The sequence below is a fragment of the Bradyrhizobium sp. SEMIA genome, assembly GCF_014844175.1.
GTDB classification, from domain to species: domain Bacteria; phylum Pseudomonadota; class Alphaproteobacteria; order Rhizobiales; family Xanthobacteraceae; genus Bradyrhizobium; species Bradyrhizobium arachidis.
Genome location: NZ_CP046601.1, coordinates 7,096,858 through 7,112,823, shown reverse-complemented (window position 1 = coordinate 7,112,823; position 15,966 = coordinate 7,096,858). Strand labels below are relative to the sequence as shown.

Sequence of the window (15,966 nt, the reverse complement as noted above, 5' to 3'; positions counted from 1 at the left end):
TCTCCCGCCGATTACGCGGTCATCGCGCGTCCTTGTTGTCGAGCAGCGGATAGAACTGGGTCCAGACCTCATCCTTCTTGGCGTTGGCGATGTGGCAGTAGGCGCACTCGTCTTTCGACTTCACCTTGGCCATCAACGCCTTGGGTTCGTGGTGATTGAAGTTGAAGTAGCCCCACCCGTTGGTGTCGGCGAAGCGCTTCGAATCCTTGACGGTCACGTCGGCACCGTTCCACTTGCCCGGGAAGTAGCCACGTCCCGACGCTTCCGTTCGCGAGCCGTCGGCATTCTCCTGCGGCAGCGTCAGCTGCAGCTCCTTGAACAGGATCGTCCCCTCGGGGAATTCGCCGGTCTTCTTGTAGATCGCGTACGAGCCCGGCTCGATATAGACGTTGTGGAATTCCGGGAAATTCGCCTGCCCGCCATTGAGGGCATTTGGCGTCAGCGGCGAACCGACATAGACCCACTCGTGGAAGTTCTTGGGCAGGAGCAACTGCCCGTCCGCAGTATATTCGGGCAGATAGCGCGTATTGCTCTGGGCATTGCCATCCTTGAGCGATCCGAAGAACAGGATCGTTGCGACCGCGCTGCCTACGATGACCGCCGCTGCTGCCTGGACTCTCACGCGCATTGTCTTCTCCCGCGACTGCGGCCGACGCGCGAGGCGTCGGCACGATTGACCTGTCGAGAGATGACTTAGCCAGTCGCGAAAGATCTTGCGCGCTGGGGATTGCCCCCGCTTTGGCCATCTTGATGCATTCCGTGCCGATCTTGCGATCGGTGAGGAGCTTCACGCTTCGAAAGAAAGAGGCGCCGCCCATCGATGCCGCGACCGCGGCGCGGACGTCCATGCAAACGACCGAGAGATGCAAGGTCAGCGAGTGATATCTGGAAGCGAGGCCGTTCTCAGGTGATCGTCCGCATCACCCGAGAACGTTCGCTACACAGCGAGGACTGCTTCGCCCTCAAATGGCTTGCCATTGACCTGGAGACCGATTCGAAGTCTCGTCAGGCGCGAAGCCGCCGGACATTGATGCCGTGGGAGGGTTGACTGATGGATCACGGAGATCGTCCGTCACGCCTCCAGCGGTCGTTCGCGGCAGATCCGGTAATTGTCCTGCCAGGGGCGAAGCCGCTCGAAAGCCGCGCTGGCGGCCAGCACGTCGAAGTCCGCGTTTCGCCGACCTATAATTTGCATCCCGACCGGAAGACCGTCGGACAAGCCCGCTGGAATCGAGGCTGCCGGATGACCAGTGAAGTTGACGAAGTAGGTCAGGCACCATCCGATGAGAGGATCGATCTCGACACCATTGATCGACTTCGGCCCAATCGTGTTGCCGTCGCTTGCGTTGTCGACCGGCGGACACGCGAGGGTCGGCGTGACGAGCAGATCGAATCTGCCGAGGATGTTCTGGAAGGCATCGTAGACCTCCGACCGGACGGCCTGGTCCCGGAAGAAATCCAGGCCGGACATGCGATTGGTCTTCTCGACCCAATCCATGTATTCAGGCGGAAAGTCGTCGCGATGCTTGCCGAACAGATCGATGCCATCGCGCTTCATGTTCTCGATCGCCTGCAAGTTCAGTAGCATGTAGAGACGCGACCAGACGTCGCTCAGCTCACGTTGCGAGCGTGTGATCCCGAGTTTCACCTCCTCCACCTGAGCGCCGGCTTCCTCGAACGCCCGTAACGCGCGGCCGACCGTCTCCGCGACTTTTCCGTCGACGGGAAAGACGTCGAGATTGGGACTATAGGCAATCTTGAGACCTCGGATCGACCGACGGGTCGCGGCGGTGAAGTCGACGGGCGCTCGATCAGGCTGAAGGGATCTCGCGGATCATGCCCGGCAAGCACGTTCAACGCGATTGCGGCATCTTCGACCGTCCGTGTGATGGGCCCTTCGAACAGGAACGGGGAGTCGGCCGTGCCGAACGCGTTGGGACGCACGAGGAACGGCACTCGGCCGAATGACGCCTTGTAACCATAGACCCCGCACCAGGCGGCGGGGACTCGTATCGAGCCGCCAGCATCCGTACCTTCTGCAATGGGCAGCAGTCCATCGGCGACCGCCGCCGCGCTTCCCCCGGATGACCCGCCGGTGTTCTTGGCGAGATTGAAGGGGTTGCGCGTGGGACCAAACAGGTAATTGTCGCAGGTGCCCCGGAATCCCATGAGAGGGCTGTTGGTCTTGCCGAGGAACACCGCTCCGCCGCGCTTCTCCATACGCTCGCAGAACACGCAGTAGCCGTTCACGACGTGGTGCTTGAGCGCACGTATACCGCCCAGGCTCGCAGGCCAACCCGGCTTGAAGTCGAACAAGTCCTTGAGCGCCGACGGAATGCCGTGCAGCGGCCCGAGTGGTTCGCCGGCCACCAATGCGCGTTCGGCCTCTTTTGCCCGGATGCGAGCGCCGTCGAAATCGAGATAGACGAGCGCGTTCAGGCTCGGGTTGCGCGCTTCGATGCGCCGGATGAACGCATCGACCACTTCAACTGGCGACAGGTCACGTCGCCGGATGCGAGCCGCCAATTCATGCGCGGCGAGGTAAGCGAGTTCGTCGGAATGCAGGGTCCGGCTCATGCTCGACATCGTTTCCTCCTTTTGAACCACCTCAGGACGAAACCGCATTTGATATTGAACCGGTCCATGCCTGCGCAGTCGCGATTGCTTCGTCTTTCGCGATCTTGATGCATTCTCCGCCACAGCCATCGACAAGGCATCGATCAGGGTTCATCTGCGCTGGTGCGGGCTGCACGGTATGCCGACACATCCGGACATCCTGCGCGTCACTGCACGAGGGCACACTGCAATGGATCGACCTCCCGTTTCTCGCGGCTTCAAATCAAAGCGACAGGCATCCGACGCCGCTCGACTGCCGCCGGGTCAGTATCTGACGACCGACTTCCCGGTGCTGTCGGCGGGCCCCACGCCGGTTATCCGTGTCGCCGACTGGAAGATCGCGCTTCAACTTGGCGGCTCGTTGCTGGGGAAATGGACCTGGGACGAGTTCGAGGCGCTGCCCCAGACCACGATCACGGTCGACATTCACTGCGTCACCAAATGGTCCAAGCTCAACACGGTCTGGCAGGGCGTCAGCTTTGACGATCTTCTCAAGGCGGTCGGGCTGAGCGAGCCGCCCGACGCCTATGTCATGGCGCATTGCGACGGCGGATACACGACGAACCTTCCGGTACCCGACCTGGTCGCGGGAAAGGCGATGATCGCGACCCGCTATGAGGGTCTGCCGCTCGCCCCCGCGCACGGTGGCCCCGCCCGTCTTCTGGTGCCGCATCTTTACTTTTGGAAGAGCGCAAAGTGGCTGCGAAGGCTCCGCTTCATGCCCAAGGACGAGCCTGGGTTCTGGGAATCGCGTGGCTATCACAACTATGGCGATCCCTGGCGGGAGCAACGTTATGACGGCGACTGATGGGCCTCTGGAGCGGCCCAGGATCGAATGGCAGACAGGTCGCGTGCAGGCCATCGTGGTCGAAACAAGCCGGGTGAAGAGCATCGTCCTGCAGCCGGCCAACTGGTCCGGGCACTGGCCCGGCCAGCACGTCGACATACGTCTCACCGCCGATGACGGCTATCAAGCCGAGCGAAGCTATTCGATCGCGTCGCCACCGGAAGACCAACTGCTCACCCTCACCGTGGAACGGGTCGAGGACGGCGAGGTTTCCTCCTATTTGCTCGACGAATTGCGAGTTGGCGACGCTCTCGAATTTCGTGGCCCCATCGGGCGGCATTTCATCTGGAGCCAGGCGCGTGGTGGACCGATTTGCCTGGTCGCGGGCGGCACGGGAATCACGCCGCTGATGGCCATGTTACGCCACCGCAAGAGGTCGCGCCCACGCATCCCGGCATCATTGATCTATTCTGCACGCAGCCTTGCCGACGTCGTGTACGGTGATGAACTCGATGCGATGGCTCGCGGCGATCGCGACCTGCGTCTGGTCTATGCGCTCACCCGCGAGCAGCCGGGCGACTGGAGCGGACTTCGGGGGCGGGTCAACGAGGCTCTACTCGCAGAGAACAGTTTTGCGCGCGAGCAAAATCCCACGTTTTTCGTTTGCGGGCCCACGGGGTTCGTCGAAAGCATTTCGAGCATGCTCGTGAAGCTCGGTTTTGATCCCTTCACCATCAAAACCGAACGTTTCGGACCATCAGGAGGATGATCGCCATGGCAGACAACATCGCCGACCTCATTCTTGGCGGTGATCCAGGCACCCACCTGCTTCAGGAAGCCTTTGCCTTTGACATCACCCTGACCAAGATCCGGTGCGCGGCATGCAACACCGTGTCCGGCCTCGGCTCCCTGGCCGTCGACGGCGGCTCCCTGGAGGCGCTCGTAAAGTGCGCCGAATGCGGAAGCGATCTCATGAGGGCGAGGCGAACTCAGAAGGGGTGTGTCCTTGAAATGCAAGGTGCCCGGCACCTGTACTTCTGAATGTCACGTCACCCGCCAAACTCCGAGTTCAAAGACCCGCCATGCACGGTGAAGACATCCACCTCGCTGAAATCGAGCGCCAGATTGCCGCCACAACAGCAAACCTTCGCGAATTGATCGAACAGGCCGCCTCATATTCTGCCGCGATGAACGAAGAGCTCGTCGGCCAGCGAATCGACGATCAGGCCGCGCGGCTCGAGATGCTGATCAGGCGTCGCGAAGAGTTACTCAGATCCAGAGCTGGAGAAGACTGACGAGGTCCGGCGAACGCGGGTGCACCAAGCAGGTCTGGACGGTCAGCTGGGGCAATCGCAACCCGTCGACGATCGCGTCGATCACGCTGCGTTCAGCGCCAATCAGATCGATTTCACCTCGCCGCCATCCATTCGCAACGCCGAGCCGGTCATCCAGCGCGCGCCGGGCGATACGAGGAATGCCATCAATTCGGCAATCTCCTCCGGCTCGCCGTAACGCGCGATGCCGGCCTCCATGGGAAACTTCGCCGTTGCCTCCTCGACGGTCATGTTGTGCAGAGGCGCCCAGTGCTGAAGGTAGGAGCGGCGGCGGCCCGTCATCACCGGCCCCGGCAGGACGCTGTTGACCTGGACGCCATCGCTGATTCCCTTGTCGGAGAATGCCTTTGCCAAGGCGACAATTGCAGCGTTGATGGTGCCGACCGCCGCATAGGGTGACTTGGGGAAGGAGGCTGAATTTCCTGACATCAAGACCACAGCCCCCTTCGATGCCATGAGCGACGGCCAGGCCGCGATCGTAAGCCGGCGCGCGCCATGCAGCTTCAAGGCTAGTCCTGCTTCCCACTGTGCCTCCGTCGTCTCGAATAAATCGACCTGCGGCACCGCGCCAGCGATATTGAGCAGGGCGTCGATCCGGCCGAAAGCCGCTAACGTCTGAGCAACGACAGCTCGAGCGGCGTCAGGTTCGGCCAGGTCGGCATCGATCACCAGCACCTCTGCGCCGGCGGCCCCGACCATCTCTGCCGTGTCTTCAAGATTGGTACGATTTCGTGCAACGAGCACCAGGGCCGGGAAATCGCGCGCCAGACGCACCGCGGTCGCACGGCCGATTCCCTGGCTCGCCCCCGTCACGATGGCGACTGATTTCAACATAGGAGTTCTCCCGGATCTAAAGCTTACAAATGCCAATCGCGAACAACGACCATCTTCCCGGCCGCCTCGTTCGCCTCCATGACGCGATGCGCCTCGCGAATCTCTTCGAAGGGAAATATCCGCGCCGGCATGACGTCCAGCCGGCCAGCGGCAACGTCGGCGGCGATGTCCCGCAAGGGAACGTCGGAAAGCGGAAACCCGGGCGTGCCGAACATGAAGCTCCCGAAGAAGGTCAGATAGACGCCGCTCGGCATCTGCAGCAGCGGATTGAAATCCGGAATCGGATCAAGCCCGCCGAGCCAGCCCGCGAGACAGGAACGGCCGCCGCGGCGAAGCATGGCGAGGGAGTCCAGCACGACACTGTTGCCGACGAGGTCCAGAACGGCGTCGACCTGCTTCGCTTCGGGCAGATGTTTTGAGAGATCCCGCCGTTCGATTTCGCAGCGCGCGGCTCCGAGCTTCTCCAGCATGGCGAAGCGCTCACGGCTGCGCGTCGTCGCGATGACCCGCGCGCCTGCACCGACCGCGAGCTTGAGCGCCGCTTGACCAAACGAGGATGTCGCCCCGCGGATGACGAGAAGCTGACCTCTCTGGAGCTCGAGGTTACGGAAGAGACAGGTCCATGCCGTCGCGAAGGTTTCGGGTATCGCTGCGAGCTCGGCCCAGGGCAAATCTACATCGATCAATGCGACGTTCGAGACCGGAGCACGGGTGTATTCAGCGTAGCTGCCGTTGATGGTGCGGCCGAGACCGCCCATCAATGCGGCCACCTTGGCGCCTACCGGAAATTCTCCGCCCGGGCACGACTTCACGAGACCGACGCATTCAATGCCGCTGATCGGCGCCGCTTCGGCCCATTCGCCCCGGCGCATGTGCATCTCCGCATGGTTGATGCCGAATCCTTTGACCTGAATGACGACATGACCAAGCTGCGGCTCCGGCTCCGGAACGTCCCGATAGACAAGGCTGTCCAAGCCACCGAATTTTTCAAGAACGATGGCGCGCATGACGGTCCTCCTGGCATTCCTCGCGGCGACGAAAGCGCCAATCACGCATTTGATATCGGCTGGGCAAGAAATTCACCGATCGCCGTTGCGATCTCCCGGGCATGAGTCTCGAGTGCAAAGTGCCCCGTGTCGAAGAAGCGCACTACAGCATCCGGCATGTCGCGCTGGAACGCCTTTGCGCCCGCCGGCAGAAAGAAGGGATCGTTCTTGCCCCAGACCGCCAGGAAGGGTGGCTTGTGCTTGCGGAAGTAGGCTTGGAATTCCGGATACATGGCGACGTTGGTCCTGTAGTCGCCGAAAAGATCGAGTTGGACCCCATCGGCGCCGGGACGCGCGAGATAATGGTTGTCGAGCGTGTATCCGTCAGGGGAGATCAGGGAGGCGTCAGGCACTCCGTGGGTGTATTGCCAAACCGTCGTCTCCGGCGAAAGGAACGATCGCAACACCGTCCGGTTCGCTTGCGATGGATCCTGCCAATAAGCACGGATCGGGCTCCAGCCTTCGCTCAATCCCTCCTCATAGGCATTGCCATTCTGCGAGATGATGGAGGCGATACGCTCGGGTTGTCGAACCGCCAACCGAAAGCCCGTCGGCGCGCCATAGTCGAAGACGTAGAGCGAGAAACGAGCAAGTCCGATGACTTCCGTGAACCGTTCGATCACCTGCGCCAACGCGGCGAACGTATAGGCAAAGCTTTCGCGAGCCGGCATGTCGGACTGGCCAAACCCGGGCAAATCCGGCGCCACTAATCGGAAGCGGTCCGAGAGCGCGGGGATCAATTCGCGGAACATGTGGCCAGCCGTCGGAAATCCGTGAAGCAGTAGCAAGGCGGGCGCGTCCACCCGGCCAGCCTCCCGATAGAATACGTTCAGTCCGTCCACGTCCGCCTTGCGGTATCGAATGCTCGTCATCTGCGGTCCCTCGCGGTCCCCCTCGACACCTGGTTCGCCCAGTGAAAACGATGATCCGTTGGCAGCCGATCCGAGGCGGCCTCACATAGCTATTTCGTGGCTCGGGACGATCCGGTTACAGACGTCCGGGATTCTTCTGCCCGGCACGGGGCTGCCTGTCGCCTCCTCTGCCCGATCGATCGCCTCATTCGAACTCCCTGCGATAGTTGGTGGGAGTCCAACCCGTCGCTTTGCGAAAGGCGGAGCTGAAGGAGCTCGTTTGCGCATAGCCCAGGCTGAGTGCGATGTCCGTAATCGATACCGCGCGATCCGCCAGTCGCAGCTTGGCGAACTCCATGCGTCGCTGAACCTGATATTGGTAGGCCGGGATTCCGAACGACTTCTTGAATGCACGACAAAAGTGGTGAACGCTGAGCCTGGCAAGCTCGGCGAGCTTCAGCAGGCAGACTTGCTCTCCCAGATGCTCCTCGACGTACTCGACCACGACACGCTTCTGCCAACCTGCCAGACCTCCACGGCTGACCGGTGTCGGCTCGCGAACAAGATCGTGATCAGACCTGGAAAGCTCGTGGGCAAGCACCCCGCAGAGCGCCTCGAGGTAGGGCGTGCAATTCGTCTCCGCGCTCTCGATCGCCTTCTTCAGTTTGGAGGCAGTCTCCCAGACTAGCGGATCCTCGAAATATATTCTTGGCGCGAGCCCGCTCTTGCTGTCGTCGGACTTGTGAAGCGCAGCGGGATCGAAGTAGAGGAAAGTCACCTGCGCAGTTGAGGCGGTCTCATACCATTCCCGATAAGCGCGTCCCGCCGGGACAAAGGTCAACCTGTGCTCCGAACCTCGCAGCTTCGACGAACTGAGACCATCGATGGAGGTCTCGCCGCTTTTCCGTGCTCCCTCGTTGTACAACGCCAATAGGTGTCTCGATCCCTGAAAGCGAAATTCAATCCGGTTGCCGACCGGAAGGTGAATGCTCTCCGAAAACCACCAGCGCCAGCCTATCCCAAGGCGCTTCACCGGCTCGGAAGGCGTTATGCTGACCGTCGGATGAAGCGCCGCCTCGGACGGCCAGGAAAGTTGCGTCTGGTCCACCCGACTGATTGGCGAAGCGGAGACAGCCATCCGCGGCGTACTCTCACTCGAATTTGATACATACATCCCCATCGTCGTCGCCCTGTTCTGTGCTCCGGCTGGCTGCATCCAGTCGTCAACGAACTTCTGCACGGAGGAGACGCCTTGATCGCCCGGATACGGGCGTTGAAGCCGCAAGCGGCAAATGGCGTCATCCCTCCGGTCAAGGCGAACTGCCAACGCCGGATGGCAGCACCGCATAGGAACAACATGCTTTTCATCGCTCTGGCGGACAATCTCACGCTTGTGCTGTTTCGGCCCATACCTAGGTATGGGTCGCATGCAGGGACGGCGCCGAGATGATTTAGCTCCGAGATGCAGCCTCGGAGGCGACGCTTCAGCCTTGAAGTTGGAGCGCTTCAGCCATTCGAACGAGCATTGCCGCGGTTTTTGCACCCAGCTTCCGCATCACGCTGCCACGATGCATCTTGACCGTCGCTTCGCTGATCGAGAGCTCGCTGGCGACCTGCTTGTTCATCAGACCGGATGCCACCAGCGTCATCACTTGCCGCTCGCGGGTGGTCAGAAGTGCAAACTTTTCCTGCAACTGCGCAAGGTGCGCGTTGTCGTCGCGTCGATCGATGTCCTTTCGGATCGCGGCAGTGACCGCATCGAGAAGATCCTGATCCCGTATCGGCTTGGTGAGAAAATCGACCGCCCCGAGCTTCATGCCTCTTACGGACATGGGAATGTCGCCGAAAGCGGTCATCAGGATCACCGGAATTCCGACGTTGACCTTCGTCAGGTACTCCTGCAGCTCCAATCCACTCGTACCCGGCAATCTGACATCGAGTACAAGGCACGCGGGAGCATCCGAAAGTTCAACCTTCAAGAAATCCGAAGCAGATCCGTACAGGGCGACCTTGTAGTGCAGGGACTCAAGCAGGTCGCCAAGGGACTCGCGAACAGCGCGGTCATCGTCGACAATATGAACAACGCCAGAAGGAGGCATGTCTACCGGCTTTCCGACGTCTGAACGGCCTGGCGAAGCGGGAGAGCGAAGATGAACCTCGCTCCGCACCTCCCGTTTTCTTCCACCCATAGCTGCCCTCCGTGGAGTTTCACTATCTTGCGGCAGATCGAAAGTCCGAGACCCAGTCCCGCCCCCTTCGTCGTGTAAAGCGTCTCGAAGACCCGCTCTCTCTCAGCCGGGCTGATGCCACCCCCGGTATCCGCGATTGCCACGGAAATCATACCATCAGAGACCCCCGAAGAGAGAACCAAAATACGGTTCCCGTCTTCAACCTCGGCCATGGCCTCGATGGCGTTGCGCACGAGGTTGAGAGCGACCTGCTGGACCTGAACACGGTCTGCTTCGACTTGAGGCGATGATCGATCGAAGTCGGTCCGGACGATGACCCCGGCTCGCTCGATCTCCCTTTTCGACAGCAGCAGAACCTCCGCAACCGCCTCGTTGATATCGAACTCGGCAAAATGGACCTGCGTTCCCCTGAGAAGAGATCGGACCCCGGTCACAACCTCCGCGGCTCGACGTGCCTGCTTGATAATGCGTGCGACCGATTTCCGCGCCTCCGCGGCTTGAACGGGTTCCCTGCCGAGCCACCGGAGGCAAGCTTCCGCACTCATGATCGTCCCAGTCAGCGGCTGATCGATCTCATGGATGATCGAGCCGGCGAGCTCGCCGAGGGACGTCAAACCCGACGCCCGCGCCAACTCGTTTCGCGCGTCGGCGAGAGCCTGCTCCGCCGCCCTCCGCTGCGTGACATCCGTGATGATCCCTTCCAGCTCGAGGTCGCCGGTCGGTCCCTCATCGAATTGCCCGACGGCTGCGACATGCAACGTCTTGCCGTCCCGGTTGACCACACGGTACTCGTGGGCAAATGGGGACTTCGTGCTGATCGCCTCGGTGAGAGCCTGCTCCAGCGCGGGATAATCCTCGGGATGGACCCGGCTCCTGAAGACCTCGAATGGCACGGGGTTTACATCCAGGTCGATATCCAGAATCCGGTAACATTCGCGCGATCCACGGGAGAGCAAGGTCCGCGTGTTCCACCGATAGCTGCCCATGCCGCCGATCTGCTGGCCTCTGACCATCCACATATTGGTCTCGCGCAGCGCCTCGAACAGCCTTACCGATTCGAACGAGACGGCGGCCTGATTGGCAAGCAAGGAAATCACCCACACGCACCGCGGCGTGAAGACATCCGCCTCTCCATCCGCTTCGAGATGGAGGACGCCAATCGCCCAGTGCTGGTGAATCAGCGGCAGGCACAGCTGGGCTATCTTTCCAGACGGTGCCTTCGCAGGGTCGATCAACGCCGAGCTCTCTGCGCCGGCTTGCCTCACGACCGTTTGCTTTCGATCGAACACCTCTTCGGCGAGGTCGCTCGGCAAGCGGAATTCGGCGTGCGGCGGGAAGGAGGCGAGGAAGTTTGCCCTCTCGCGCGGGAAGCTCGCATCGGCTTTGGCAAGCAACTCTCTTTGCCCGCTGAGCAAGATCGCCCCCCGACTAGCCCCCGAATAACTCAGCGCCTCCATGAGGAGAGCCTTGGCCAATCCCTGATAGCTGATTTCTCTCGAAATGATCTGAAATGCCTTGGCGACCAGATCCAGCTCATGCGTCTCGTTATCAAGCCTCATACTGAGATGTCTCGTCGTGCCCATCATATCCGGACGTCTCGACGCTCACCCCGCGGCTTGTACGTCGAGGGGTTAGGACGAGAGCGCGTCAGTACGTCGCAACATCTAACGGGACTTGCGAACGTTGCCAAGTTTGGCTGCGCGGAGCCACGGTTCACGAACCAGCAACAGACAATTCGCTGCACACCATATTTTTTCGTAGCAGGTGTAACCAATCCGACAGTTGCTCCGAATGTCCACGAAAGTGCAGAAGGGCGGCTTTGCGCCCTGCTGATCGTTGGCTGTTCAGCCCCGATCGGAGCGTCGCGACCGCCGCGGCGCCGGCATATTCGCCCTGGTGAACGCGACCTATCTGCTGCTGTGCTGGGAGGCCGTCGACCGGCCGGCGATCGAGGAGATCCCGGCCCGCGCGCGCATGATGATGCGCATGCGATCCTTGACCACCCTGCTTGGCTTCGTCGCCGCGGTGGCCGTCTCGATGCAGCATCCCATGTTCGCGCTGGCCACGATCTGCGCCTGTCTGGCCGTGTATCTCAAGCCTCAAGTGGCCTCAGGACGCGCGCCGCGTCCTGCTTCAGCAGATACAACGACACCGCAAGCAGTACGACATCCTTCATCAGGAACGGAACGTTGCCCGTCATCGCCGGAAAGCCTCCGGCTGCGGCGTCCCAACCATCCGGCATGAACGGAATGATCGTGACTGTCGCGATAAAGGTGCCGGTAGATCCAAGGGCGCCCAGAATGCCGAGGCGCTTGCTCCAGAAGCCCGCGAATATCAAGGCGCCAAAGGTCCATTCGGAGACGCCGAGAAACCAACTGGCACCTTGATGGCCGAAAGCGGGATAGAGCCACCAGATCAGGGGACCGTTGCTGATGAACGGCTCCAGACGATCCGCCTCGTATGCCCACCATTTCTGATATCCGAAGAAGAAGAACAGGATCACCATCGACGCTCGGACTATGTGGTAATCCAGATCTCCCGTAAGCAACTCCGATATCGGCAACCTGCTTGCGAACGCTTTCCGCGGGACATTCGTCAATGTACTCATTGTGCAGATCCTCCTGACCCTAACTGGCTGCCCCCTGCTTGGCCGGCGTCCGGCCGAGATCAAGTAGAAGTCGGCAGACAAGACCATCGGGAGCGAAGTCGAGATCGACCTGCGCGCCCGGCAACGCCCTTGCAATCAGTTGCGTACCAAAGCCTCTGCGTTCAGGCCGGGTCACCTTCGGTCCGCCGCGCTCGCGCCATTGGACGGCAAGACCATGTCCGCCGAGATAGGGGGACCTCTCCCAAATCACCTCGACGGCTCCCGCAGTCGATGTCAGCGCGCCGTACTTGCTCGCGTTCGTCGCCAGCTCATGAATGATGACGTTCATCGACAAGGCGATGTGCGGCTCCAGCATAAGGTCCGGCCCGGCCAGCAGAATGCGGCCCTTGTGAGACATCGCGTGTGGCTTGAGCGTTCGCTCCAGCAGCCCCGCGAAAGACACCCGCTGTTCTCCCGCGGATTCGATCATCCTGTAAGCGTCGGACAGGGTCGCGATCCGCGCCGAGAGCGCCGCACGAAAATCGGCGGCCGTATTCGCATCGGTATTGTTCACGAAGCACAGAACGATGCTCAGAATATTGCGCATCCGGTGCTGCAATTCCCTGACCACAAGCTCGAGCGCGTCATCCCGGACCGGGGCGATCCGCTCGTAGTCCGCGCAGCCGCTTCCGACGTGGGACGAACCGGTGACAGTGCGCATCATGTGCGGACCCATTGCTGTTTGGCTGAACCCGGATATCGATCAACACCCGCGGCAGATCTTCAGCTTTTTATCGAGATCTGCGTCCAGGTTCTCCTGCTTCCGATTGAAGTCCGTGATGCGCTTCTGCAACTCATCTTCGACAGGTGAATTCGGCATGAATGCACTCCCGCGTGGCTGCACGTGAACGCTCTCAGGCGCGCTCGGCGCTTTCGGCGACGGCGCGGGAGCCGGATCCGCCAGGGCGGTTAGAGGAATGGCGGCTAGGCTCAAGATCAGGGAGGAACGGAGTTGCATGGTCGCGCCTCGACGCAGTTGATCACCATGAAGACACGCGCAGTATGCAGGATATGCTGGGGCCTCGCTGTTCGTGGATTGCGCCGATTGAGGCGATATTGTCGGAATGACTCCCGTTTCGCGTTCGATACGACCTAGGGAGCCGCGCGCGCGGGCCTTCGCTCCGCGAGAATGACCGAGAAGAGCTCCCTGTCGTCGGTCCAATCGGCGATGGGATCCCATCCGCCGGCCTGCAGCAGAACGAAGGCATCCCTCCGTCCGTATTTGAGGCTGTTCTCCGTGTGGATGGTCTCGCCCTTTGTCAAGAAAAAGCCCCTACCATCGACCTCGAAGCCGACATCGCGAATGGCTTCCAGATGCATCTCGATACGCGCTTCCGCATCATTCCACCGCGCCAAGTGGCGAAACGCGCCCAGGGGAATCGAGCCGCCCAGCTCGCGGTTGATCCGATGCAAGAGGTTTAGATTGAACGCCGCCGTCAGCCCTTGCGTGTCATCATACGCCGGCAGCAGAGTATCCTGATCCTTGATACGATCGATGCCTATCAGCAGCATCGATCCGACGCCCAAGGTCGTTGCCGTTGCCCGCAACAGATCGACCGCCGCAGAGACGGTCAGGTTTCCGATCGTCGACCCCGGAAAGAAGCCGAGGCGCGCAGTCGACGCAATCTCTTCCGGCAGCGTAAAGGGATAGGTAAAGTCGGCCTCGGTTGGGTAGATCGGCAGCCCAGGGAATGCATACGACAAGCCTGCCGCAACCTCCCGGAGGAATTCACCCGAGATGTCGATCGGCACATAGGCGGAGGGCTCCGTCTCCGCCAGCAACAGTCGCGTCTTTGCCGAGGAGCCCGAACCGAACTCTATGACTGCGCGGCCCGGCCCCGCGAGGGCGGAGATTTCCGATACTGCCGAGGCGAGGATCGATCGCTCGGTTCGCGTCGGGTAGTACTCCGGCAGCAGCGTGATCGCTTCAAACAGAGCCGATCCGCGGCGATCGTAAAGCCATCTCGCCGGAATTGCCTTTGGCGCGAGACTTAACCCTTCCATGATGTCGTAACGGAATGCCGTCGTCGGGTCGGCCGCGCCGGATCGCACCTCGTTCTGGAATTGAAGCAATTTCGCTTTTCGTTCGCGCGACGTCTTGTACGGCCCGGGCCGCGGCCGCAATGACGTCAAGAAACCAACGCCGCCAATTTCTTCAGCCCACGGTGGATATTGATCTTGACCAGGGCCGCCGACTGACCGGTCGCGCCGGACGCTCGCGCGATGCTGAGACCATTGATTTTCACGAGACGGATCACGCTCTCTTGTGCCGGCTTCAGCTGGCCGAGCAACTGGTCCAGCGCAGCAGCGCTGATGGCGGCCCCCTCGTGATCCTCGACTGCGATTTCGTCGTCGAGCGAGAGCGCACTGTAGCGCGATGCATCGCGGACACGATCGACCCATTTGTAGCGGGCAATAGCCGTAACCCAGGCGCCAAAGGGCTTCGACGGCGCGAAGGTGTGGCGCTTGGCATGAACGGCCAGAAGTACCTCCTGCCGCGCATCGTCGGCGGCCGGATATGGAAGCCGGCGCGCGTAGTAGGCACGAAGCCACAGATCCAGCTCGCGAAGCAATTGCTCATATGCGGCACCATCCCCTCCGCGCGCCGCAAGCATGAGCCGGCCCCATCGCTCTGAGCAATCGTTCCATCTCTGCCAGCGAGCCGTTTTCCCGCGATCGGGTCGCGGCGGAGCCTCATCCTCCCGGGATCGCGGACGCCGCAATTCGTCTCCGCCCGAGGATTGCGTAGCGATGGAGGACGTGATGTCGTCATCCGCGAGCGCTTTCATCGTCGAAGGCTCCTGTCGAGACACTCAAGCAGCGCACTTGGTTCGAACGGCTTCCTGAGAAGGCAGAATGCGCCGATCGATGCCGCCTCCGCGTCCAGCTGCCTGTGCGGAAGCGCGGTAATGAGAATCACCGGCGCTCTGACTTTCTGCTCATGGAGCTTGCGAACGAGGTTGAGCCCGCCCATTCCGGGCATGTGAACGTCGGCGATGATGCAGTCGAAGCTGGACCGATCAGCGTAGCTCAGCAGCGCTTCGGCTCTGTCAAACGGCTCGGAGCGATAGCCGATCGATCGCATCAGATCCACCAAAGACAGGCACAGGGCCTCGTCGTCATCGACGACTCCTACGAAAGGAACCTTCACCTGACTTACCCTCGCAAGGCGCAACCATCATCGAAACGCGATCGCAACGAGGTCGACCGGCGCGCAGGCCGCACGCCGTCCGACGAAGCGACCGCTGTCGTAACGCTCCATGCTTTTTCGCGAGAGTCGCATGTTCGGTCTCCCCAACTGAGGAAAGTCCAGTAGCTGCGCCAGGATCGGTTGCGCAGATGAGCCCGGAGCATGCGTTCGGCGGGTGTCCCCCACAATCTCACGATTGTGATGCACAAACCCATACTTTGGTATGGGTTTGCGGCGGCAACACGAGCCACCGGGACGCGCAGCAGCAAGACTGCCCTTCGTCTCACGACGTCATTCGCAGATGCCAGAACGCGAGCGAGGTCAGGCCATGCAGATGCCCGGTCGTCTGCGGCCGAACAGCGCAATTTTGAGAAACGCGCGATAACCCACGCATAGCGTGCCCTTCGAAGCTTGGCTACCGTTCGGATGACGACACACGTCGACGCCACTCTTGACGGCAATCTGCGACCTC

Annotated in this window: 20 protein-coding genes; 4 read left to right on the top strand and 16 right to left on the bottom strand. The window is 61.2% G+C overall.

The window, feature by feature from the left end; genetic code table 11:
• Nucleotides 1–19: 19 nt before the first annotated feature.
• The 3 genes from FOM02_RS34495 to FOM02_RS34485 all read right to left on the bottom strand — a co-directional run bounded on the left by FOM02_RS34495 (nucleotide 20) and on the right by FOM02_RS34485 (nucleotide 2,586).
• On the bottom strand, nucleotides 20–628 hold the full coding sequence (locus tag FOM02_RS34495) for a cytochrome P460 family protein (RefSeq protein WP_027558354.1): 609 nt from the start codon (nucleotides 626–628) through the stop codon (nucleotides 20–22).
• 444 nt (nucleotides 629–1,072) lie between these two features.
• Entirely contained in the window at nucleotides 1,073–1,756 is a 684-nt protein-coding gene (locus FOM02_RS34490) for an amidase family protein (RefSeq protein WP_265442231.1), read from the bottom strand.
• Nucleotides 1,645–2,586 (bottom strand): amidase, encoded by a 942-nt coding sequence (locus FOM02_RS34485; protein WP_265440653.1) that lies wholly within the window; start codon nucleotides 2,584–2,586, stop codon nucleotides 1,645–1,647. Before FOM02_RS34485 ends, FOM02_RS34490 begins: the two co-directional genes overlap by 112 nt.
• Before the next feature lie 220 nt (nucleotides 2,587–2,806).
• Between FOM02_RS34485 and FOM02_RS34480 the strand changes: the two genes are divergently transcribed.
• Genes FOM02_RS34480 through FOM02_RS34465 form a run of 4 tightly spaced genes read left to right on the top strand, consistent with a single transcriptional unit; the run spans nucleotide 2,807 to nucleotide 4,698 of the window.
• Nucleotides 2,807–3,424 carry a sulfite oxidase-like oxidoreductase gene (locus FOM02_RS34480; RefSeq protein WP_027558352.1) on the top strand — a complete coding sequence of 206 codons (618 nt, stop codon included), beginning with the start codon at nucleotides 2,807–2,809 and terminating at the stop codon, nucleotides 3,422–3,424.
• Entirely contained in the window at nucleotides 3,411–4,172 is a 762-nt protein-coding gene (locus FOM02_RS34475) for a ferredoxin reductase (RefSeq protein ID WP_027558351.1), read from the top strand. Before FOM02_RS34480 ends, FOM02_RS34475 begins: the two co-directional genes overlap by 14 nt.
• Before the next feature lie 5 nt (nucleotides 4,173–4,177).
• Nucleotides 4,178–4,444 (top strand): DUF6510 family protein, encoded by a 267-nt coding sequence (locus FOM02_RS34470; protein WP_231164299.1) that lies wholly within the window; start codon nucleotides 4,178–4,180, stop codon nucleotides 4,442–4,444.
• Nucleotides 4,445–4,485: 41 nt separating this feature from the next.
• A complete protein-coding gene (locus FOM02_RS34465; RefSeq protein WP_027558349.1) occupies nucleotides 4,486–4,698 on the top strand; it encodes a hypothetical protein in 213 nt (70 codons plus the stop codon).
• Nucleotides 4,699–4,800: 102 nt separating this feature from the next.
• Here the strand turns inward: FOM02_RS34465 and FOM02_RS34460 are convergent, their stop codons facing one another.
• The 13 genes from FOM02_RS34460 to FOM02_RS34400 all read right to left on the bottom strand — a co-directional run bounded on the left by FOM02_RS34460 (nucleotide 4,801) and on the right by FOM02_RS34400 (nucleotide 15,455).
• The gene (locus FOM02_RS34460) at nucleotides 4,801–5,571 is read right to left on the bottom strand and encodes an SDR family oxidoreductase (protein WP_265442230.1); all 771 of its coding nucleotides are present in this window, start codon (nucleotides 5,569–5,571) and stop codon (nucleotides 4,801–4,803) included.
• Between the two features lie 23 nt (nucleotides 5,572–5,594).
• Nucleotides 5,595–6,578 (bottom strand): zinc-binding alcohol dehydrogenase family protein, encoded by a 984-nt coding sequence (locus tag FOM02_RS34455; RefSeq protein ID WP_027558347.1) that lies wholly within the window; start codon nucleotides 6,576–6,578, stop codon nucleotides 5,595–5,597.
• Nucleotides 6,579–6,619: 41 nt separating this feature from the next.
• The gene (locus FOM02_RS34450) at nucleotides 6,620–7,489 is read right to left on the bottom strand and encodes an alpha/beta fold hydrolase (RefSeq protein WP_027558346.1); all 870 of its coding nucleotides are present in this window, start codon (nucleotides 7,487–7,489) and stop codon (nucleotides 6,620–6,622) included.
• A 184-nt stretch (nucleotides 7,490–7,673) separates the two neighbouring features.
• Nucleotides 7,674–8,708: an AraC family transcriptional regulator gene (locus FOM02_RS34445; protein WP_231164298.1), complete on the bottom strand. Its 1,035-nt coding sequence runs from the start codon at nucleotides 8,706–8,708 to the stop codon at nucleotides 7,674–7,676.
• A gap of 244 nt (nucleotides 8,709–8,952) precedes the next feature.
• The gene (locus FOM02_RS34440; RefSeq protein ID WP_027558344.1) at nucleotides 8,953–9,567 is read right to left on the bottom strand and encodes a response regulator transcription factor; all 615 of its coding nucleotides are present in this window, start codon (nucleotides 9,565–9,567) and stop codon (nucleotides 8,953–8,955) included.
• A 2-nt stretch (nucleotides 9,568–9,569) separates the two neighbouring features.
• Nucleotides 9,570–11,216 (bottom strand): ATP-binding protein, encoded by a 1,647-nt coding sequence (locus tag FOM02_RS34435; protein ID WP_265440652.1) that lies wholly within the window; start codon nucleotides 11,214–11,216, stop codon nucleotides 9,570–9,572.
• Nucleotides 11,217–11,370: 154 nt separating this feature from the next.
• Nucleotides 11,371–11,703, bottom strand: coding sequence for a hypothetical protein (locus tag FOM02_RS34430; protein WP_141262956.1), 333 nt, complete (start codon nucleotides 11,701–11,703; stop codon nucleotides 11,371–11,373).
• Between the two features lie 46 nt (nucleotides 11,704–11,749).
• On the bottom strand, nucleotides 11,750–12,265 hold the full coding sequence (locus FOM02_RS34425; protein WP_027558342.1) for a YkgB family protein: 516 nt from the start codon (nucleotides 12,263–12,265) through the stop codon (nucleotides 11,750–11,752).
• A gap of 19 nt (nucleotides 12,266–12,284) precedes the next feature.
• A complete protein-coding gene (locus tag FOM02_RS34420; protein WP_159073918.1) occupies nucleotides 12,285–12,968 on the bottom strand; it encodes a sensor histidine kinase in 684 nt (227 codons plus the stop codon).
• A 39-nt stretch (nucleotides 12,969–13,007) separates the two neighbouring features.
• The gene (locus FOM02_RS34415) at nucleotides 13,008–13,262 is read right to left on the bottom strand and encodes a hypothetical protein (protein WP_027558341.1); all 255 of its coding nucleotides are present in this window, start codon (nucleotides 13,260–13,262) and stop codon (nucleotides 13,008–13,010) included.
• 134 nt (nucleotides 13,263–13,396) lie between these two features.
• Nucleotides 13,397–14,377: an L-histidine N(alpha)-methyltransferase gene (gene egtD / locus FOM02_RS34410; RefSeq protein ID WP_051378510.1), complete on the bottom strand. Its 981-nt coding sequence runs from the start codon at nucleotides 14,375–14,377 to the stop codon at nucleotides 13,397–13,399.
• A 56-nt stretch (nucleotides 14,378–14,433) separates the two neighbouring features.
• The gene (locus FOM02_RS34405; protein WP_084334214.1) at nucleotides 14,434–15,093 is read right to left on the bottom strand and encodes a sigma-70 family RNA polymerase sigma factor; all 660 of its coding nucleotides are present in this window, start codon (nucleotides 15,091–15,093) and stop codon (nucleotides 14,434–14,436) included.
• On the bottom strand, nucleotides 15,090–15,455 hold the full coding sequence (locus FOM02_RS34400; RefSeq protein WP_027558338.1) for a response regulator transcription factor: 366 nt from the start codon (nucleotides 15,453–15,455) through the stop codon (nucleotides 15,090–15,092). Before FOM02_RS34400 ends, FOM02_RS34405 begins: the two co-directional genes overlap by 4 nt.
• Nucleotides 15,456–15,966: the final 511 nt, after the last annotated feature.